At 52.7% G+C, this 18,471-nt stretch carries 23 protein-coding genes; 15 read left to right on the forward strand and 8 right to left on the reverse strand.

The annotated features are described in order from the left end of the window. Window positions 1-201 (forward strand): inositol monophosphatase family protein (locus IAE30_RS28165; RefSeq protein ID WP_304622285.1); only part of this gene is annotated, 201 nt, incomplete at its 5' end. A gap of 158 nt (window positions 202-359) precedes the next feature. Continuing rightward, window positions 360-1,160, forward strand: coding sequence for an AraC family transcriptional regulator (locus IAE30_RS28170; protein WP_200681451.1), 801 nt, complete (start codon window positions 360-362; stop codon window positions 1,158-1,160). Here IAE30_RS28170 and IAE30_RS28175 read toward each other — a convergent pair. After that, on the reverse strand, window positions 1,131-1,769 hold the full coding sequence (locus IAE30_RS28175; RefSeq protein ID WP_045833283.1) for a LysE family translocator: 639 nt from the start codon (window positions 1,767-1,769) through the stop codon (window positions 1,131-1,133). The genes IAE30_RS28170 and IAE30_RS28175 overlap by 30 nt on opposite strands. Before the next feature lie 195 nt (window positions 1,770-1,964). Here IAE30_RS28175 and IAE30_RS28180 point away from each other — a divergent pair, with 195 nt between their 5' ends. The 8 genes from IAE30_RS28180 to IAE30_RS28215 all read left to right on the forward strand — a co-directional run bounded on the left by IAE30_RS28180 (window position 1,965) and on the right by IAE30_RS28215 (window position 9,491). Beyond that, the gene (locus IAE30_RS28180) at window positions 1,965-2,822 is read left to right on the forward strand and encodes a MurR/RpiR family transcriptional regulator (RefSeq protein WP_045816685.1); all 858 of its coding nucleotides are present in this window, start codon (window positions 1,965-1,967) and stop codon (window positions 2,820-2,822) included. 128 nt (window positions 2,823-2,950) lie between these two features. Next, window positions 2,951-4,279 carry an aspartate aminotransferase family protein gene (locus tag IAE30_RS28185; protein ID WP_200681452.1) on the forward strand — a complete coding sequence of 443 codons (1,329 nt, stop codon included), beginning with the start codon at window positions 2,951-2,953 and terminating at the stop codon, window positions 4,277-4,279. Continuing rightward, on the forward strand, window positions 4,276-4,830 hold the full coding sequence (locus IAE30_RS28190) for a carboxymuconolactone decarboxylase family protein (protein WP_200681453.1): 555 nt from the start codon (window positions 4,276-4,278) through the stop codon (window positions 4,828-4,830). Before IAE30_RS28185 ends, IAE30_RS28190 begins: the two co-directional genes overlap by 4 nt. A gap of 129 nt (window positions 4,831-4,959) precedes the next feature. Continuing rightward, window positions 4,960-5,712: a glutamine ABC transporter substrate-binding protein GlnH gene (gene glnH / locus IAE30_RS28195; protein WP_200681454.1), complete on the forward strand. Its 753-nt coding sequence runs from the start codon at window positions 4,960-4,962 to the stop codon at window positions 5,710-5,712. A 51-nt stretch (window positions 5,713-5,763) separates the two neighbouring features. Continuing rightward, window positions 5,764-6,420, forward strand: coding sequence for a glutamine ABC transporter permease GlnP (glnP, locus tag IAE30_RS28200; RefSeq protein ID WP_200681455.1), 657 nt, complete (start codon window positions 5,764-5,766; stop codon window positions 6,418-6,420). A 2-nt stretch (window positions 6,421-6,422) separates the two neighbouring features. Beyond that, on the forward strand, window positions 6,423-7,145 hold the full coding sequence (gene glnQ / locus IAE30_RS28205; protein ID WP_200681487.1) for a glutamine ABC transporter ATP-binding protein GlnQ: 723 nt from the start codon (window positions 6,423-6,425) through the stop codon (window positions 7,143-7,145). 21 nt (window positions 7,146-7,166) lie between these two features. Further along, window positions 7,167-8,186, forward strand: a complete 1,020-nt coding sequence (locus IAE30_RS28210; RefSeq protein ID WP_200681456.1) for a C45 family peptidase — start codon at window positions 7,167-7,169, stop codon at window positions 8,184-8,186. Window positions 8,187-8,381: 195 nt separating this feature from the next. Further along, window positions 8,382-9,491, forward strand: coding sequence for a lactonase family protein (locus tag IAE30_RS28215; protein WP_200681457.1), 1,110 nt, complete (start codon window positions 8,382-8,384; stop codon window positions 9,489-9,491). A 41-nt stretch (window positions 9,492-9,532) separates the two neighbouring features. Here IAE30_RS28215 and IAE30_RS28220 read toward each other — a convergent pair whose 3' ends face one another. The 7 genes from IAE30_RS28220 to IAE30_RS28250 all read right to left on the reverse strand — a co-directional run bounded on the left by IAE30_RS28220 (window position 9,533) and on the right by IAE30_RS28250 (window position 13,698). After that, the gene (locus IAE30_RS28220; RefSeq protein ID WP_200681458.1) at window positions 9,533-10,432 is read right to left on the reverse strand and encodes an alpha/beta hydrolase; all 900 of its coding nucleotides are present in this window, start codon (window positions 10,430-10,432) and stop codon (window positions 9,533-9,535) included. Window positions 10,433-10,624: 192 nt separating this feature from the next. Beyond that, entirely contained in the window at window positions 10,625-11,611 is a 987-nt protein-coding gene (locus IAE30_RS28225; protein ID WP_200681459.1) for a HoxN/HupN/NixA family nickel/cobalt transporter, read from the reverse strand. Window positions 11,612-11,628: 17 nt separating this feature from the next. After that, window positions 11,629-12,087, reverse strand: coding sequence for a nitrile hydratase accessory protein (locus IAE30_RS28230; protein ID WP_200681460.1), 459 nt, complete (start codon window positions 12,085-12,087; stop codon window positions 11,629-11,631). Beyond that, window positions 12,080-12,451: an SH3-like domain-containing protein gene (locus IAE30_RS30465; protein ID WP_200539361.1), complete on the reverse strand. Its 372-nt coding sequence runs from the start codon at window positions 12,449-12,451 to the stop codon at window positions 12,080-12,082. Before IAE30_RS30465 ends, IAE30_RS28230 begins: the two co-directional genes overlap by 8 nt. Before the next feature lie 6 nt (window positions 12,452-12,457). Then, window positions 12,458-12,760, reverse strand: a complete 303-nt coding sequence (locus IAE30_RS30470) for an SH3-like domain-containing protein (protein WP_200539360.1) — start codon at window positions 12,758-12,760, stop codon at window positions 12,458-12,460. 13 nt (window positions 12,761-12,773) lie between these two features. Further along, on the reverse strand, window positions 12,774-13,358 hold the full coding sequence (gene nthA, locus IAE30_RS28245) for a nitrile hydratase subunit alpha (RefSeq protein ID WP_200681461.1): 585 nt from the start codon (window positions 13,356-13,358) through the stop codon (window positions 12,774-12,776). A 79-nt stretch (window positions 13,359-13,437) separates the two neighbouring features. Continuing rightward, the gene (locus tag IAE30_RS28250) at window positions 13,438-13,698 is read right to left on the reverse strand and encodes a hypothetical protein (RefSeq protein WP_200681462.1); all 261 of its coding nucleotides are present in this window, start codon (window positions 13,696-13,698) and stop codon (window positions 13,438-13,440) included. Between the two features lie 126 nt (window positions 13,699-13,824). Here IAE30_RS28250 and IAE30_RS28255 point away from each other — a divergent pair, with 126 nt between their 5' ends. The 5 genes from IAE30_RS28255 to IAE30_RS28275 are packed head-to-tail and all read left to right on the forward strand — an operon-like array spanning window position 13,825 to window position 18,398. Continuing rightward, on the forward strand, window positions 13,825-15,060 hold the full coding sequence (locus IAE30_RS28255) for an ABC transporter substrate-binding protein (RefSeq protein WP_045816692.1): 1,236 nt from the start codon (window positions 13,825-13,827) through the stop codon (window positions 15,058-15,060). 12 nt (window positions 15,061-15,072) lie between these two features. Then, window positions 15,073-15,942, forward strand: coding sequence for a branched-chain amino acid ABC transporter permease (locus tag IAE30_RS28260; protein WP_045816693.1), 870 nt, complete (start codon window positions 15,073-15,075; stop codon window positions 15,940-15,942). Then, window positions 15,942-16,973, forward strand: coding sequence for a branched-chain amino acid ABC transporter permease (locus tag IAE30_RS28265; protein WP_200681463.1), 1,032 nt, complete (start codon window positions 15,942-15,944; stop codon window positions 16,971-16,973). The genes IAE30_RS28260 and IAE30_RS28265 overlap by 1 nt, the downstream gene beginning before the upstream one ends. Then, window positions 16,970-17,701, forward strand: coding sequence for an ATP-binding cassette domain-containing protein (locus tag IAE30_RS28270; RefSeq protein ID WP_045816695.1), 732 nt, complete (start codon window positions 16,970-16,972; stop codon window positions 17,699-17,701). Before IAE30_RS28265 ends, IAE30_RS28270 begins: the two co-directional genes overlap by 4 nt. Continuing rightward, window positions 17,694-18,398 (forward strand): ABC transporter ATP-binding protein, encoded by a 705-nt coding sequence (locus IAE30_RS28275; RefSeq protein WP_045816696.1) that lies wholly within the window; start codon window positions 17,694-17,696, stop codon window positions 18,396-18,398. The genes IAE30_RS28270 and IAE30_RS28275 overlap by 8 nt, the downstream gene beginning before the upstream one ends. Window positions 18,399-18,471: the final 73 nt, after the last annotated feature.

The raw sequence follows: 18,471 nt of genomic DNA on the forward strand, positions 1-18,471 counted from the left end.
GTGGCGGCGGGTCGGGTGGTGGGCTACTACGAACCCTATATGCACGCATGGGATTGCCTGGCGGGTTATTGTCTGGTGAAAGAGGCGGGCGGTTGGTATCACCCGTTTAATACCGAAGGTGAACGTTTGCTGAAAGGCGCTCAGGTGCTGGCGGTAGCGCCGGGGGCTGAAGCTGATTTGAAACGGATTGCGGGAATTTAAACGCTGCCTTCTTTGTCGGGAGCCGTTGTCGCTACGCCGCTCCCGGCAAACACTTTAAAACGCCACTAAAGCTAATCAGTCCGCAACAACCCGGCAGCATTGCAATTCAAAACTGGCGATGCTGTTATAACGCATCACCCTATTCACCAGAGCATCATGTGTCCCTCTCCTCATCTGATTGGTTCAGCCGCAATGGCATTGAATGTTCGCGCGTTAACGCCACTGGCAGCCGCTTTCCGCGTCATCTGCATGACGAATATGTGATTTGCGCTAATCTCAGCGGGCGTGAAGAGATTTGGCTCGATGGCAAGGTCTCTGACGTGTTTGCCGGACAGGTGACGATTTATAATCCCCTCGCGGTTCAATCATCTTTGTTCAGCAATGATCCGGTGAGTTTTATCAGCATCCACTTGCCCCAATCGGTCTTAACGGAAAGGTTTGGTATCACCGCTACGCCAGCTTTGCGTGAAGGGGTGTTTAATGATGAACGGCTGTTCCAGGCGATTCATGCATTCGATCGGGCTGCACGCGCAGCTGATGAGTTAATGCTGGAACAACAATTGTTGTGGCTGTGTGGTGAACTCCTCGACGATAAAGAGAGTACCTTGCAGGGAGACGTGCAGATTATTGAGCAGGTGAAGCAATTTTTGCGTGAGCACTTGCATGAGAAGCCGCAACTGGATGCGCTGGCACAGCGTGCCGGGCTAAGTAAGTATCATCTGGTGCGTCGTTTCACCCAGCTCACCGGGTTGCCGCCGTTGCAATATCATATGCAACTGCGGCTACAGCAGGCGCGGGAACTGTTGCGTCGTCGGATACATCCGCAGGAAGCCGCGCTGCAACTCGGTTTTTACGATCAGAGCCACTTCATTAATGCCTTTCGCAAAGTGATGGGTACCACGCCACACCATTACGCCCAGCAAATTGCCTCAGCCCAGCACAAACTCCCGATAGCCTGACACCATCACATAGGCGGCGAAGTAACAGAAGATCAGTGCGGAGGCGAGGTAAGAGTATTTCAACAGGCGCTGACCCAGCAGCTTACCGCCCATGCTGCCTACCAGGCACAGCACACAAGTCCAGACCACTCCCGCGATAAAGAATCCGCCGAGGAAAGAGGAGGTGGCCTTGACGCTGCCGTGCCCCATACGAGCAATCAGTGCGCCGCCCACGCTGGCAAACCACAAAATCGCGGTGGGCGATGACATCGCCAGCACGACGCCTCGACTAAACTCGCGCAACAATGAGCGATAAGGCTGTTGCTCTGCGGTAGGTAACGGCGCGTCTTTACGCAGTGCGGCGATCAGCATTTTACCCGCGAACCACAGCAGTAAAACTCCGCCACCAATCCACAACACCCAGCGTACCGCGGTAAACTGCAATACCACTGCCATGCCTGCCAGCGCCAGCAGCGCATAAATCAGGTCGCCAATACAGGTGCCTATTCCCAGCCAAAAGCCGTGAAAATAGCCGCGCTGCATCGCGAGGGTAATCATGGCGATATTGGCCAATCCAATATCAAGGCACAGCGATAAACTCAGCAAAAAGCCATTTGAAAACTGCAGCATAGCAACGAGCCTGTCCTTATTTTTTTCTGTGGGCGTGATTAAACCACGGCAAGGATCAACTGTATTGGAAAGAATTGCGCCTTCGTGGCTGCTCTACCGGGGAGATAGCCACATGAGGAATCGTCATCGCGCCTGGTTTTCTCATCGTTGCAATTATGGTTATATGCATCCATCTGCCATCAACGACCAAACGTTATGAATCTTCGGGATAAAATTGTCAGTCAGTTCAGTGAGCTGTCACCGGAACTGCAGCGCGCCGCCGAATTCGCACTGCAAAACGCCAATCAACTGGTGGTGCAATCGATGCGCGCATTTGCGGTGGAAGCAGGCGTCAAACCCGCAACCCTGTTACGCCTGGCGCAACGTTTGGGCTATCAAGGCTGGGGCGAACTGAAAGATGCTTTTATTGATGATATCGGCCTGCGTAATGATACATACGTATCCAAAGCCGAAAAACTGATTGCGAAAGGCACCCAGCCGCAGCTGTATGATGAGGTGTTCAACGCGCATCAGGCCAATCTGGCCTACACGCAAAACGAAAACCAGTCAGAAATGGAGCAGGCTGTCGCTTTACTCGATGCCGCTGACAACGTTTACATCTGTGGTTTTCGTGCCAGTTTTCCCATCGCCTGGTCACTGTTTTATGTTTACCGACTCTTCAATCGCCAGGTCTCACTGATTGATGGCCTTGCCAGCAATATTGAAGTGTTTACCCGTGAACTCACCGAGCAGGATTGCGTGCTGCTGACCAGCTTTGCGCCTTATTCCCGCGAGTCATTGGATGTGCTGCACGCCGCGCAGCAGGCTGGCGCGAAGATTATCGCGATTACCGATTCACCGGTTTCCCCGCTGGCACAGGCCGCCGACTGCACCCTGTTATTCTCTATCGACAGCCCGTCGTTCTTCCCCTCAGTGGTCTCTGGCATGGGGCTGGCCGAATGTTTGCTGGCGATGCTGGTGGCGCGCCATGGCCGTGATGCCGTGCATAAAATCGAAAATGCCGAACGCTATCTGATTGAATCGGGCGCTTATGTGGTGCCAGGTAAATCCTGATAAATGATTCATTTGCATCCGTCATAAGAAAATAGAATGCATGTGAATCATTATTGCGTTGACGTGATCCAAATGAATCCTGCAAGATGCGCTTAATGACCGTCGCGTATTCAGGAGCAGTACCCAGTATGAGCCACATTATTCACCGCAGCTTGCGTAGCACGCCCGCCGTAGCCGCACGCGCCGAAGGGGCGTACATCTTCGATAAACAAGGAAAGCCGTATCTTGATGCCTGCGGTGGTGCCGCCGTTTCCTGCTTAGGCCATGCACATCCTGATGTGTTAGCGGCCATGCATCGTCAAATTGACCAACTGGCTTACGCTCACACCAGCTTCTTCACTAGCGATACCGTAGAACAGCTTGCCGAACAGCTAACGCGCACGGCGCCTGGCGATCTCAACTATGCCTATTTCGTGTCCGGCGGCTCGGAAGCCGTGGAAACCGCGCTGAAATTAGCACGTCAGTATTTCGTTGAAATCGGCCAGCCGTCACGCACCAAATTTATTGCGCGCAAACAGAGCTATCACGGCAATACGCTGGGCGCGCTGGCCGTCGGCGGCAATGAGTGGCGTCGTCGTCAGTTTGCCCCGTTACTGATCGACGTGATTCGCGTGTCAGCCTGTAATGAATATCGCGATCGTCGTGCTGATGAATCACAACAGCAATACACCACGCGTCTGATCAATGAACTGGAACAGGCGATCATTGATGCAGGCCCTGAAACCATTATTGGCTTTTGTGCTGAAACGGTGGTGGGGGCCACCACCGGCGCGACACCGCCAACGCCGGGCTATCTGAGAGGCGTGCGTGCGCTGTGTGATAAATACGGCATCCTGTATATCGCTGATGAAGTGATGTGCGGTATGGGCCGCACCGGGACGTTGCACGCCTTTGAACAAGATGATGTGGTGCCGGATTTGGTCACTATCGCCAAAGGGTTGGGCGGGGGTTATCAGCCAATTGGCGCCGTGTTGGCCAGTGAAAAGATCGTTTCAGCACTACAGTCGGGCAGTGGTCTTTTCCAGCATGGTCATACTTACATCTGCCACGCGACGGCGGCTTCAGCGGCATTGGCGGTGCAGCAAATTATTGAACGCGATAACCTGCTGGATGCCGTGAAGCAGCAGGGCGCTTACCTGCAAAATGCACTGCGTAAAGTGCTCGGGGGATTACCCCATGTGGGTGACACGCGTGGGCGCGGCTTATTTGCCGGTGTGGAGCTTGTACGCGACAAAGAGAGTAAAACCCCGTTCGATCCCGCGCTGAAATTGCATGCCGGTATCAAAGGCAACTGCATGGCTCGCGGCCTGATGGTCTATCCGATGGGCGGCACCATTGACGGGCAGTATGGCGATCATATCCTGATTGCTCCACCGTTTATTATTACGCCGAGCCAGCTCGATTTTGTGGTGGATACGCTGGCGACCGTGATTTGCGAAGAGACCGGTAAATTATGATTAATCGTTTACCGCCACTGGCGGAGCATGAGTGGGACGAGCAGCAACGTCCACTGGCAGAAGAGATCATTAACGGTCCACGTGGTGCGCTGCTTCCACCCTTTGAACCTCTACTGCGCAGTCCGGAGTTGATGGCGCACGCGCAGCGCATGGGAGAATACCTGCGTTACCGGAGTGCGCTCGGTCAGCGCTTATCGGAACTGGCGATTCTTATGACCGCCCGGCACTGGTCGCAGCCGGTGGAGTGGGCGATTCATGCGCCCATCGCCCGTGAAAAGGGCATATCCGCTGCTGCCGTACAGGCCATTAATGAAAATCGCCTGCCCGATGACTTGCTGGCCGATGAGTGGGTGATCTACCACTTTTGTCAGCAGCTGCATCAACAGCAAAAAGTCTCTGACGCCACCTGGCAACAAGCCATCGATTTATGGGGCGAAAAGGGTGTGGTCGATCTAATTGGCATCAATGGTTATTACAGTTTCCTCTCGATGATCATGAACGGCGCACAGACGCCGGTACCCGAAACACGGGATGTTATTATCCCGGCATAAGCCGTCGTTTTTATCAGGGCGTGATCGGATGCGCCCTGAATATCAAATGGATTTATCTTCTTACTCCCGCCGAAATATTTCGCTGGGTGACATTTATCGCACACTATTTCACTGACGCTGAGGGTTATTATGTCTGCATTATTCTCTAAATTAAAAGTTACGTTAGCATTGGTTGCTTGTTCAGCCAGTTTTGTTGCTGCAGCACAAGATAAATTAACCGTCGGTGTGGATACCGCATTTGTACCGTTTGAATTTAAACAAGGCGACAAGTATGTAGGCTTTGATATCGATTTATGGGATGCCATTGCTAAGAAAATGCACGTCAGCTACGAATTACGCCCAATGGATTTTGGTGGTTTAATTCCTGGCTTGCAATCGCGTAATCTGGATGTGGCGATGGCGGGCATTACCATTACCGATGCGCGTAAACAAGTTGTCGATTTCAGTGAAGGATATTATGACGCCGATTTATTGATGGCGGTGAAAAGCTCTGATAATTCCATCACTAAATTTAGCGATTTATCTGGCAAAAAAGTGGGCCTGAAGCAAGGCACAGCCGCGGCCAGCTTTATGAAAAGCAAATATAAAGCAAACTACGTCGAATTTCCGAACATCGATAATGCCTATCTTGATCTGCAAGCCGGCAACCTCGACGCCGTGGTGCATGACTCACCTAACGTGCTCTATTACGTAAAAACGGCAGGCGATGGCAAAGTAAAATCCACCGGTGAAACCGATAGCATTTTGCCACAGCATTATGGCTTTGCGATGCAGAAGAACAGCAGCTTAACGCCAAAAGTGAATGCTGCGTTGCAGGCACTGCGCGCGGATGGCACCTATAACAAAATCTACGTGAAATGGTTTGCTAAGCAGCCAAAATAATCCCGCCAGGCCGGTGAGAATCGGCCTCGTTTCGCTTTTACGGGTTGAAAGATGAATTTCGAAAGTAAATATATTTGGGAGTCCCTGCCACTGCTGTTACAGGGATTACAGTTAACGCTGATTATTTCGCTATCAGGATTGCTGGGTGGTTTTATTATTGGTTTGCTGGCGGGCACCTGTCGTGCATTGGGCGGTAGAATATCAAAAACACTTTCACTGATTTTCGTTGAGTTAATCCGCGGAACGCCGATTATGGTGCAGGTGATGTTCATTTATTTTGCACTGCCGATGGTCATGCCGATCCGTATCGATCCGGTCACGGCTGCGATTGTGACCATTGTCATTAACTCTGGCGCCTATATTGCGGAGATTACACGTGGTGCGATTCTTTCCATTAATAAAGGTTTTAAAGAAGCCAGCCTGGCCATGGGATTATCACAACGCAGTACCGTATGGTACGTTATCATGCCGCTGGCGCTACGCCGTATGATCCCCGCGTTGGGTAATCAGTGGATTATCAGCATCAAAGACACCTCGTTATTTATCGTTATTGGTGTGGCGGAATTAACTCGCCAGGGCCAGGAGATTATTGCCGGTAACTTCCGTGCATTGGAAGTCTGGACAGCAGTGGCAATGATTTATCTGCTGGTGACGTTGTGCCTGAGTTTCCTGCTGAAGCAACTGGAGAAAAGGATTCATATTTTATGAGCATGGTTGAATTTAGCGCGGTGTCGAAAAACTTCGGCACCACTCAGGTACTGCACGACATCAATTTAAAGATTGAAAGCGGTGAAGTGGTGGTGATTATTGGGCCATCAGGCTCCGGTAAGTCGACGCTGTTACGCTGCATCAATAAACTCGAAGAGATCTCCTCCGGTACGCTGTTGGTGGCAGGCATGCACATCACCGATCCGCACGCCAATGAGTGCGATATCCGTCGTGAAGCAGGCATGGTATTTCAGCAGTTCCATCTTTTCCCCCATCTCACCGCGTTGGAAAACGTGATGTTTGGTCCGATTCGCGTGCGCAAGCTGAGCAAATCCGCGGCTCGTGAACAGGCGATGGCACTGTTGGATCGTGTGGGTTTGCGTGAGCGCGCCAATCACTATCCTTCCGAACTCTCTGGCGGCCAGCAGCAGCGAGTGGCGATTGCGCGTGCACTGGCCGTCAAGCCGAAGATGATGCTGTTTGATGAACCCACCTCGGCACTGGACCCTGAATTACGTCATGAAGTGCTGAAAGTGATGCGCTCGTTGGCGGATGAAGGCATGACAATGGTAATCGTGACACATGAAATCGGTTTTGCGCGTGAGGTGGCCTCACGTCTGATCTTTATTGATGGCGGAACCATTGCCGAAGATGGCCCACCTGATATGCTGCTGACGGCCAGCAGCAATCCGCGTCTGAAAGAATTCTTGCAGCACGTCTCCTGAACTGAAGTGAACGATAACAACATGAAAAAACTCGCAATCCGTGGTTCCGCCTTTGAAATCGGTCAGCAACTGGGTGAATTTGGCCGTGAGGCGTGGCACCAAAAGCTGAAGCTCACCGCCCTTTGGCAAACGGTGACCGGCATGAAAGACGCCGATCAAACGTTGACCCTGCGCGCGTTGGTCGAGACGCGCTATCCACTGATCTGGCAAGAGCTGGAAGGGCTGGCCGCAGGTTTACAGGCGCCGATTGAGGAGGTGTTTGCCTGGAACTGTCGCGGTGACTTAGTGCGTTCAACTTCGGATGGCTGCACTACCGTGGCGGGGCAGCGTGCTGATGGTGTGCTGACCATCGCGCACAATGAAGATGGCTTCCCGCAATTACGAAATGACTGTGCCATCGTGAGCATCCGACCGGATAGCGGGATGGGGTTTACCAGCTTTGCTTATCCGGGTTCGATTTGCGGTCATACCATTGCCGTTAATGATCGGGGCGTGGTGAATACGGTGAATAATATTCGTGCGCTGCATCGTCCTGAAGGCGTGCCGCGTCAGATTCTGGCTCGCGCCGCGTTGAATGCGGCCACGCTGGATGAGGCCATCAGCATTCTCACCACATCACCGCGCGCAGGGGCTTTCCATCATACGTTGGGACAGATGGGCGACAGCCGTTTGTTTAGCGTGGAAGCCACGGGTTCGGGTTGCTCGGTGACGCCACTGACCGCAGTGTTTGCCCATGCTAATCATCTGATTCATCCGCAGCTTGATGACGTCGAACAGGTGATTACGGCCAGTTCCGGCTCACGCCAGCAGCGTTTAATGGCATGGCTGGAGACACAAACGCAGCTGGATGGGGATGCAGCTATCGCGATTCTCTCTGACCAGCATGATGCGGAGCTGCCGATTTATCGCCTCTCGCCGAACGATCCGGATGAAGAGAACACCCTGGCGACAGCAGTATTTACCTTGCATGCCAAACAGGTTGACTGGCAGATATTTACCTTGAATCGTGATGAGCCAGAATTTAAAGGCACGATTTCCTAAAAACTATTCTGCTATACTGTGAACCCGGTCACCATGGCCGGGCGCTATTCAATTTAATCCCACTATAGTCGTTAAACATTCCGATTATGGTGGGGTCCTAAAATGAATAGAAATAAAAAAGCCGCATTCAGCGGTTTAGCATCAAACATAACCGTGGCATTATCGCTAGCTGTTTTTTCACTGGCGGGGAGCGCTATGGCAAATGCCGCGGAACATCATCAAATCGCTTTAGTGGGTACCTGGACGTCAATTCCGGATGCGCCATTAGAGCAAAAACCGGATCACTCTAGCGAAGGATTGTATCGCCTCAAGGTGAATGCTGATGGCACCTTAACGCCACTTGATGTGATCAAAATGAAAAGCCCGTCATGGATTGTAAAATCCAAAGATGGACGCTTTGCTTATACCACCAACGAAGAAAACGCTGGGGCCGTCACCGCACTGTCCGTTGATAAAAACGGTCAGGTGAAGGTGCTGAACGTGGTGGATAGCCATGGCCAGCAGCCGACGCATGCCACCATCAGTCCAGACGGAAAATTCCTGTTTGTCGCCAACTATTCGGTGGCGAAAGGCGGCGCGGGCGTGTCGGTGTTCCCGATTCATCATGACGGTAAACTGGGTGAGCAGGTGCAGCACTTTGCCTTTGATCAGGGCACGGGCGCGGTGAAAGGGCGTCAGGATGGTGGCCACGCGCACTCAACCACCTTTACCCACGACGGCAAATATCTGTACGCTGCCGATCTCGGCGGTGACAAACTCCATGCCTACCGTTATCACGCCACTCAGTCTGAGCCACTGGAAGCGGACAACGCGCGTGACGTAACCTTTACCGCCGGATCTGGCCCGCGTCATATGGTGTTCTCACCGGATGGCAAGCATGCGTATGTCACCACGGAAATGGCCGGTGAGATCGCGGTGTTTACCGTGAAAGATGATCGTCTTGATCGCAGCGCTACTGTGAAACTGAACACTGAAAATAACAGTGCTGAATACCGTAGCGGCGGCGGAATTATTCTCAGTCCGAACGGTAAATATGTGATTGCGGCGAATCGTGGCTCAGATAATAAACTATTGGTGTTTAAAATTGAGACAGATGGCCAGTTAGGCAAGCCGGTCAGTTATAAAGCGAATGGTATCGAACCTCGGGCGTTCTCATTTGATGCCAGCGGAAAATATCTTTATGTCACAAACGTGTTCACCAACAATATTTCTCTATTCCATTTCGATGCGAATAGCGGTGCGCTGAAAGCGGCGGGCGATGCAGCGAAAATACCCACGCCCACGGATATCAAGTTCTTTAATTAAGCCACGAAGTGGGCGCGTTGTTTTGCGCCCACTTCGTCATGTTATTTTATCTGCGGCATTTCCAGCAGCGCCTCTTCCATTGAAGCACCAAACATTTGTCCGTGGGAAAGTCCTGGAAAGAGTTGATAGCGTGCAACCGCGCCGTTCTCTGCCATATCCTCGATAGTGATGCGTACTGCGCGCAACACTTCAGGTTCTGCCGTGTTGCTATCGCTGCGGCGGTCGCCATTACCTTCCATCAGAGTGATCTGCTTATCACTGGTTTTTCGGGTCTGCATCTCACTTAATAAAGAAGTGTACCCCTGGCCGATCGATGGGCTGGCAGCGAAATAACGCGTAAACACTGGAGAGGAGAGGTAGCTGTCGAGTACAAATAACCCGCCGTAGGAGTGTCCCCACAGCGCACGTTGCTGATGATTGATATGCAAACCTTTCTCCGCTGCGGGCAAAATACGCTGCTCAAGCAATTCGCGGAATGCGATGCTTCCGCCGCCCTTGCGACCGCGGCTGAAGGTGTATCCTGCATCGCCATGTTCTTTATCAGGCGGGGTGTAATCGAAAGTTCGCGCGTTGACATCAAACGGCAGGGTGGTTTGATACCCAACCACCACCAAAACCGGCGGGTTACCTGACGAGAGTTTTTGCAGCAGCGGGTCACTGAGTCTGTCCATCACCGCGTTGCCATCCAGCATCGCGATGACTGGATAGCCCGAAGGTGGAGGGGCTTTATCTGGCACGGCAGTCCAAACCTTGTAATGCCGCAGGCCATCCGCCGAATCAAATCCGCGAAGAGAGAACTGGTAAAAAGCGGAGCCCTTGTCGGCGATATTGGGGCCGAGTGGCGTCATATTGGGGCGTGCAACAACGCTGGTGGCGACACTGCCAAGTAACAATAACAGCAGGCCAATGGAACGGTTTATCGCTGAAAATCTATAAGGCATTGAAATCCTAATAATCTGATTTGTTGGTGCACATCACTCCGCACCATAATGAGAATGATTATTAATTTCAATGATTTTTAACTCTCAGCAGTATGTGTCAGTAGGGATGTTTTGACAGGAAGGTCTGTCATTATCGGTAGGAATTCATTCGATCAGTTCCAATCAACAGGGCGGCACGAAGCCGCCACCGTTCTATAACGTACGACGCTTTGCCCGCTGGAAAAACACCAGCCATACGCCCATCGAAGTGACGATCAGCACCCAACCCATCTGGCTGATCACTGCCTCCATAATGCCGTCCAGTGCAGGAGAGATCAGCGTGTTGAGCTGCAACACCGTTGACACTTCGTAACAGCCAATCGCAAAAGCCACCACAATCGAAAGCGACGAAATGGCGAGGGTATAATTGAGACTGCGCATTGGATCGAACTGCGACCAGCGATACAGCTTCAACATCATGACGCCATCAGTGGTATCGATGAGCATCATGCCCGCGGTGAACAATAGCGGCATCAACATAATGTGGAGTATCGCTTCGCCGCCCGCAGCATGATTGGCCGACATGCCGAAAATCGCCACTTCGGTGGCGGTATCAAAACCAATGCCAAACAGAAATCCAATCAGGAACAGATGATGGCTTTTGCTCACCATGCGAAACAGCGGGGCGCACAGCCGGGTCAACACGCCATGGTGATGGCTTGCCTGCGGAACAGGGGTTGCATCGCCGCGCAGCAACCTCTGACGTTGACGAAAACATTGCCACAGCGTTCGGCTGTTAGCCCAGGCGAGCAACAACAGAAACGCGCCGGAGATCAGCGTGCTGATCATACCGCCGACTTCCTTGACGCCCGGAAACATCTGTTGCAGCGGTCGAGTGGTTAAGGCGAATATCAGGCAGGCGATCAGCACCACGGAGGCATGCCCCAGCGAAAACCACATTCCCGCCGTGAAAGGGCTCTTCCCCTCATTGCTCAGCTTGCGCGTGGCATTATCGATGGCGGCAATATGGTCGGCATCGACGGCATGGCGTAACCCAAACAGATACGCCAACAGCGCTACGCTGAGCGCGACGGGTGAATGCTGAAACGTCACCAACGCCGTGCCGATCACCAGCAAGTTGAACAGCATCGCGCCGCTTATCACCGCCATGCCTTTCTGCTTATTACTCAGCACTTTCATAGATGCTCCCCAAATGATTATCCAACGGCGGCGAAGACCCGCAGCGGCTGGATTGATGGCGGCATTGCGTGGTGATCATGATGGTGGTGATGATGATGATCATGGTCATGTAAATGGTCGGGGGGACAGCTGGTGGCGGCGAGATCCACCGGGCTGCCGTGAGGGGTGTTGAGGAACGCCTGACGCCATTGCGCTTCACGACTCAATAATTCGGACCGCGGGATCAGATGATGCTGGGACAAGATCTTTTCCAGGCAACTCAGCCATTGCCGATAGTAAGCGGTGTGAGCACTTTCATCGCTGCGTTGTGGAGCGTGATGAATCTCCTGCGCAAATTGTTCCACCCATTGCGGCCAACTAAAATAGCCGCGCTGTGATAGCGCCACCGCGATAACAAAGGCATCGGCTTCCCACGGTTGTGCGAAAGCAGGATCGGCTTCTGTGACTTGAGCGATGATGGCATGCAACTCATCCATGCGTCGCCTCCTCAGTTTTGCCCTGAATATAGTCGGACCAGACGCTGAGATGAACACTGAAATTATCGTTGGTCTCTCCCCATAATTCAGCGGCGCTGAATTTCACCAGATAGACATACTGCGGCTTTTCCTGCTGATGCGCGACCAGTGCATCGGGAAACACGCAGGCACCGTAGTTCGCGACAATCACCCCTTTTTTACCGCGCGCATAGCGAGGCAAACGTGTATGACTGAGCGGATTCAGATTCTGCGTAATAATGGTGTCGCCGGGTTGATATTGAGGAGCGACATCCACCGGACGATGATAATTAGGTGGCGTGGTGATTAAATCGAGATAGCCTTGCGGTGAATAGGTGTTCATCATAAGTCCTCAGGCAGAGAGTTCAGTGAGACGCTGTTGTAATTCCTGCTCGGTAAATACACCGGTCTTACACATTAACTGTTCAATCGCAAACAACCAGTGCTCGTAATAGCTCGACTGCAAATATTCGGTCACCGGCATTTTTTCGATTTCATAGCGAAAATCATCCAACACGATCTTTCCGCTCATGAAAAATATCAGCGTGGTGGCGAAAATATCTTTTTCCCACTGGCTGTGAAAATTAGGTTCGTTGGCCTCCATTTCAATGGGGCCTAAATTCTGCATGCCGCCGCAGTCGTGGATATTATTCATGGCTGCTCTCCGCTTAAAGAATACGTGTACCGATCATTGAATCCCGGGTGACTAATTGGGCTAAGGCGTTTTCATCCAGCCCCTCACTGTGAGCAGGCGGCTGTGGCAGGACGAAATAACGGATTTCTGCGTTGCTGTCCCAGACGCGAATCTCTTTGCTGGCGGGGATATCCGTACCAAATTCCGCTAAGACTCCACGCGGGTCGATGACTACGCGCGAGCGATAAGGCGTGGATTTAAACCAGATGGGAGGCAAACCCAGTACCGGCCATGGGTAGCAGGAGCACAGTGTGCAAACCACAATGTTGTGCACGCTATCTGTGTTTTCCAGCACATGCAGTGTGGCCCCTTCAAACCCGGCAAAGCCCAGTTCGTTAACTGTATCGCGACCGTTTTCCAGCAAACGTGCTTTGAACGCGGGATCGCACCAGGCTTTTGCTACCACCTGCGCGCCATTGCGTGGGCCGACTTTGGTTTCGAAATAGTCCACGATGGTGTCAGTTACGTCCTGGCTCAGGAAACCTTTTTCTGACAAGAGGGACTGAATAGCACGGATCTTTAACGCAGCATCAGAAGGTAATACGGAATGGTCCGACATTGTGACTCCTCAATAAGATGATAGGGGTGAGGACGATCAGGATTTAAAACGGTAATCCATCTGTAAATTACATCTTTGTTCAGACCGCCATCCGCTGTGTTTTATCGGACAGCGTCAGTGACTGAATTTTATTTGCACCGAAAGAGTGCCTGTTGCTGTGTTTAAGTGCATTAAACAAGTCAGTGAATAAATAAAATGTCGCTATTTGATTGTGCGCTTTAAAGTGGCTGGCGGATGAAGCCCAGTTCTGAACTCGCTGGCGGCCAATGGAGCCAGTAAATAAATAACCTGGGCATTCATTTTTAATTTCTGGCCCGGTTATTGCTAATCTCAATGACATGCCCCAATGCTGTGGCTCTTGATTTCTATTTATGCAGACAGTGCAGTCTGCTGCTCATCTCTGTTTCTTCCGGTTCCCGGAATACTCCATCTCTATTCATTCCAAAAACTTCATTGCGAGGGTGCTATGGCTATTAGTCGTCGTTCATTTCTTCAGGGATCTGCCGTATCGGCATTAGGCCTGGCAGCAGGGGTTGCACCAACATTCACCTTAGCCGCTGACAGCAAAGACGCTATCAAAGTGGCGAGCATTCTTGACCTCTCGGGCGGACTGGATATTTACGGCAAACCCATGTCCAACGCCATCAATCTGGCCGCGGATGAGATCAACGCCGCTGGAGGATTATTAGGCCGACCGCTGCAAATCATCAATTACGATGCGCAATCCAACATGCAGCTCTACGCGCAATACGCCCAGCAGGCCGCTCTGAAAGACAAAGTGGCGGTGGTGCACGGCGGCATTACTTCCGCATCGCGCGAAGTGATTCGTCCGGTATTGGATCGTTTCCGTTCGCTCTATTTTTATCCTGCGCAGTATGAAGGCGGTGTGTGTGACCGCAACTACTTCTCATCCGGCTCCACACCTGCGCAGACCGTGGAAAAACTGGTGCCTTATGCGATGAAAAAGTGGGGCAAAAAAGTCTATGTATTGGCAGCGGATTATAACTACGGCCAGATTGTTTCATCGTGGGTGAAGAAGTCGGTACGTGATAACGGCGGGGAAGTGATGACGGTGGAATTCTTCCCGCTGGATGTGACTGATTTTGGTGCCGCGATTTCAAAAATCCAGAGCGCTAAACCTGACATGGTGTGGTCAGCCCTGGTCGGTGGTGCGCATATCTCCTTTTATCGCCAGTGGCACGCCGCAGGTATGAGCAACAAAATCCCCATCGCTTCCACGGTGTTTGGCGGTGGTAATGAACACATCATTCTGTCACCTGAAGAGAGCAACGGCATTCTGGTGGCGGCAAATTACATGCAAGAGATCCCGTCTGCTGAGAATAAAGCCTTCGTGGATAAATTCCATGCACGTTACGGCGACATGTACATCAGCGACCTGGCGATGGGCGCGTATCAGGGCATGTTGATTTGGGCCGAAGGGGTGCGTAAGGCGGGTGATATTGACCGCATGAAAGTGATCGAGGCACTGGAATCAGGCGTCACATTGACGTCACCAAGCGGCCAGTTAACGGTCGATCCCACCACGCATCACTGCTCGCTGGATGTGCACATTGCCGAGGTAGAGAACCATCAGATGAAAATTCTGGAAACCTTTACCAATCAGGCACCGGTTGATACGGCAATGGTGTGCGACCTGAAGAAAAACCCACGCGATACCAAACAGTATCAGATCGAGCTGTAACGGGAGCCCTGTATGGATCTGTCGATTATTTATGGCATTGAAGTGCTGAATGCCATCGCGGTACTGGTGATTATGAGCCTGGGCCTGGCGGTGGTCTTTGGCATGATGAAAATCGTCAATATGGCGCACGGCGAATTTATGATGCTGGGCGGCTATAGCGCAATCATGGCTACCAACCACTTTGGCGTGCCGATCTGGATTTCGATGCTGGTGATTGCACCTCTCAGCGTCGGGGTTTTTGGCATCGTGATTGAGCGCGTCATTATTCGCCATCTGTATGGCCGGATGATCGACACCATGCTGGCCACCTGGGGTTTGAGCCTGGCGCTGATTGGCGCTGCCACTATGCTGTTTGGCAACACCACGCTGGGTATCAGTTCGCCGCTGCCGAGCGTCAGTGTCGGCAGCTACAGTACCAGCGGCTATTCACTGTTTATGATTGTGTTTGCGCTGTGTCTGGTGGCGGCATTGTGGCTGCTGCTGCGCTTTACCACGCTGGGTTTATGCGCGCGTGCCACGATGCAAAATGCACGCATGGCGGCGGCACTCGGCAGTAATCCCGGCAAAATTTACAGCCTGACATTTGGCCTTGGCGCGGCACTTTCGGGGTTGGGTGGCGCGTTGCTGGCACCGATCACCGGGGTGATCCCGACGATTGGTGTCAGCTTTATCGCCAAAGCCTTTATCACGGTGATTGGTGGAGGGAGTGCCATTATTGCCGGCACACTTTCTTCCTCCACGCTGTTCGGCACCATTTCGCAATTGGTCACCTATCTCTCCACACCCGTGTTTGGCGCGGTGGCGTTGTTGCTAAGTGCCATTGTACTGCTGCGTCTGCTGCCGCAGGGCATCACCGGCCGCTTCTTCAGGAGATCGCTGTAATGAAACTGTTCTCAGAAAAAGTGCGCATCGTATTGAGTGCGCTGATGCTGATCCTGCTGGCATTTTGGCTCTCTGGCGTGATTGAGCTTTACACCTTGCTCTCTATCACAGTGTTTCTGGTGATGGGTTTGTTGTCACTGAGCCTGGCCTTTATTTGGGGTTACGGCGGCATCCTCTGTTTTGGTCAGGCGGCATTTTTTGGCCTGGGGGCGTATACCTACGCCATTTGCGCCATTAACTGGGGTGATTCCACCTGGGCGGTGGTGATGGCGATTCTCTTGCCCACGCTGTTCTCGCTGCTGCTTGGTTACGTGATCTTCTACGGCGGCGTCAGTGATGTGTACCTCGGTGCGATCACGTTAGCCGTGAGCCTGGTGCTGTTTAACTGGGTGAACTCCACCTCGGGCAGTGAATACCATATCGGCGAAGCGCTGCTGGGTGGGTTCAATGGTATTCCTTCAGTGCCGACACTTAACATGCCATTCCAGCCAGATGCCATTTTGTCACCGGAGGCGATCTTTATGGTGACGGCCGGTGCGTTGGCGCTCTGCTATGCACTACTGAAGTTTGTGCTGCTCAGCCGCTTTGGCAAAACGGTGGTGGCCATTCGGGAAAATGAACAGCGCGCAGGGCTGCTCGGCTACAACGTACCGGCACATAAGCTCGTCACCTTTGCCATTGGCGCGGCCATTGCCGGGTTAGCGGGATGCCTCTACGTTAACTGGGGTGCCTTTGTCAGCCCCGGCGTGTTTAGTATCAGCCAGTCGGCACAGATCATCATTTGGGTGATTGTTGGAGGGCGCGGCACGTTGATTGGTCCGGTGATCAGCTGTGTGCTGTTGCAGTGGATGGTGACACGGCTGGGAGCGCAGCAGACGGTGGACGTCAATCTGGTATTGGGCGTCATTCTGGCGGTGTTTGTGCTGCTGATCCCCGGAGGCATTTTGCCGACCCTACAACGATTGGTGCGGCGTAAGCGCCTGACCACGTCAACCCCATCCCGCACGCAGGTGACAGAGGTGAAACAATGACGGCAACAGTCCTGTTAGAAACCCGCAAAATGGGCGTCAGTTTTGGCGGTGTGCATGCCGTTAAAGCAGTGGATTTCACTCTGCATGAGGGAGAGCTGCGCTGTCTGATTGGCCCTAACGGTGCGGGGAAGAGCACCTTTTTCAAAATGCTCAGCGGCCAGGTGACGCCCACGCGCGGGGAATGCCGCTACCGCGATCAGGTGATCTCCGGTAAACGCCCGTGGGATATCGCACGGCTGGGTATCGGCATCAAAACTCAGGTGCCAAGCGTATTTGAAGGGTTAAGCGTACGGGAGAATCTCTGGCAAGCAGCGGCGAACAAGCTGGCGAAAGCGGCGCTACCCGCCGCGATTGATCAGGTGTTGCACGATATCGGACTGCAGGATCATCAGGATGCCGTGCTTTCTGAGCTGGCACACGGGCAGCGTCAGTGGGTGGAATTAGGGATGATCCTGATTTCACGTCCACAGTTGGTACTGCTGGATGAACCCGCCGCCGGCATGACACATCAGGAAGTACGCAAAACCGCGCAACTGATTAAAGCCATCAATCAGCAGAGCACCGTGGTGGTGGTGGAGCACGATATGGAGTTCATCAGCATGATCGCGCAACAGGTCACGGTATTTAATCAGGGCGCGGTACTGGCAGAAGGGAGCTTCCGCGAAGTGACGCAGAATCCATTGGTGAAAGAGGCGTATCTCGGCAATCTGGAGATTAAACATGCTTGAAATTAAAGAGATGGTCTCGGGCTACAACAAAATTCCGGTATTGCACCTGTCCGAATTGTTCGTTGGGGCGAAATCCTTCACTGGCGTATTAGGGCGAAATGGCATGGGAAAAACCACGTTATTACGCACCATTATGGGAGAACTTCCTGCCTGGCAAGGGACCCTTGCGCTCAACGGTATTGATATCACGCGCTATCAGGCGCACCAACGGGCGTCGGCGGGCATTGGATTTGTGCCGCAGGGGCGGCAAATTTTCCCGCTGTTGACGGTGGAGGAGAATCTGCGCATGGGCTGCGTGAAGCATTTTTCCCGCGCGGGTCAGATCATCGAACAGATGCTGGAGATTTTTCCGCGTCTGAAACGTTTACTGGCCCAACCGGGCGGCGCATTGTCTGGCGGCGAGCAGCAGTTGCTGGCTTTGGCGCGCTGTCTCTGCGGGCAGCCACAGCTGGTGTTGCTGGATGAACCCACCGAAGGCATTCAACCGAATATTTGTGAGGAGATCATCGAGACGCTGCAACGGCTGAGGCATGAAATGGATATCTCAATCATTCTGGTGGAGCAGGATATTGAGTTTCTGTATGCGCTCTCGGATCGGATTCATGTGATTGAAAAAGGTCAGATTGTGCAGCAAATTGATCCGCGCACCCAACCAAGTGCGGCTGTTGCCGAACAATATTTAGGGTTTCATGTTTAAGGGTTTGCTCACCTGCACCGGCTGTGCGGGTGAGTGGATTCGCCTCCGCTGTCGCTATCGACACAACATCCGG

It is taken from the genome of Pantoea sp. S61, from assembly GCF_016625145.1.
Taxonomy (GTDB): domain Bacteria; phylum Pseudomonadota; class Gammaproteobacteria; order Enterobacterales; family Enterobacteriaceae; genus Pantoea; species Pantoea rwandensis_B.

Bases quoted from the DNA above. Each gene is read 5' to 3' on its own strand.
- IAE30_RS28175 (WP_045833283.1), bottom strand. From the start codon at position 1,769: ATGCTGCAGTTTTCAAATGGCTTTTTGCTGAGTTTATCGCTGTGCCTT.
- IAE30_RS28180 (WP_045816685.1), top strand. From the start codon at position 1,965: ATGAATCTTCGGGATAAAATTGTCAGTCAGTTCAGTGAGCTGTCACCG.
- IAE30_RS28185 (WP_200681452.1), top strand. From the start codon at position 2,951: ATGAGCCACATTATTCACCGCAGCTTGCGTAGCACGCCCGCCGTAGCC.
- IAE30_RS28190 (WP_200681453.1), top strand. From the start codon at position 4,276: ATGATTAATCGTTTACCGCCACTGGCGGAGCATGAGTGGGACGAGCAG.
- glnH (WP_200681454.1), top strand. From the start codon at position 4,960: ATGTCTGCATTATTCTCTAAATTAAAAGTTACGTTAGCATTGGTTGCT.
- glnP (WP_200681455.1), top strand. From the start codon at position 5,764: ATGAATTTCGAAAGTAAATATATTTGGGAGTCCCTGCCACTGCTGTTA.
- glnQ (WP_200681487.1), top strand. From the start codon at position 6,423: ATGGTTGAATTTAGCGCGGTGTCGAAAAACTTCGGCACCACTCAGGTA.
- IAE30_RS28210 (WP_200681456.1), top strand. From the start codon at position 7,167: ATGAAAAAACTCGCAATCCGTGGTTCCGCCTTTGAAATCGGTCAGCAA.
- IAE30_RS28215 (WP_200681457.1), top strand. From the start codon at position 8,382: ATGGCAAATGCCGCGGAACATCATCAAATCGCTTTAGTGGGTACCTGG.
- IAE30_RS28220 (WP_200681458.1), bottom strand. From the start codon at position 10,432: ATGCCTTATAGATTTTCAGCGATAAACCGTTCCATTGGCCTGCTGTTA.
- IAE30_RS28225 (WP_200681459.1), bottom strand. From the start codon at position 11,611: ATGAAAGTGCTGAGTAATAAGCAGAAAGGCATGGCGGTGATAAGCGGC.
- IAE30_RS28230 (WP_200681460.1), bottom strand. From the start codon at position 12,087: ATGGATGAGTTGCATGCCATCATCGCTCAAGTCACAGAAGCCGATCCT.
- IAE30_RS30465 (WP_200539361.1), bottom strand. From the start codon at position 12,451: ATGATGAACACCTATTCACCGCAAGGCTATCTCGATTTAATCACCACG.
- IAE30_RS30470 (WP_200539360.1), bottom strand. From the start codon at position 12,760: ATGAATAATATCCACGACTGCGGCGGCATGCAGAATTTAGGCCCCATT.
- nthA (WP_200681461.1), bottom strand. From the start codon at position 13,358: ATGTCGGACCATTCCGTATTACCTTCTGATGCTGCGTTAAAGATCCGT.
- IAE30_RS28250 (WP_200681462.1), bottom strand. From the start codon at position 13,698: ATGTCATTGAGATTAGCAATAACCGGGCCAGAAATTAAAAATGAATGC.
- IAE30_RS28255 (WP_045816692.1), top strand. From the start codon at position 13,825: ATGGCTATTAGTCGTCGTTCATTTCTTCAGGGATCTGCCGTATCGGCA.
- IAE30_RS28260 (WP_045816693.1), top strand. From the start codon at position 15,073: ATGGATCTGTCGATTATTTATGGCATTGAAGTGCTGAATGCCATCGCG.
- IAE30_RS28265 (WP_200681463.1), top strand. From the start codon at position 15,942: ATGAAACTGTTCTCAGAAAAAGTGCGCATCGTATTGAGTGCGCTGATG.
- IAE30_RS28270 (WP_045816695.1), top strand. From the start codon at position 16,970: ATGACGGCAACAGTCCTGTTAGAAACCCGCAAAATGGGCGTCAGTTTT.
- IAE30_RS28275 (WP_045816696.1), top strand. From the start codon at position 17,694: ATGCTTGAAATTAAAGAGATGGTCTCGGGCTACAACAAAATTCCGGTA.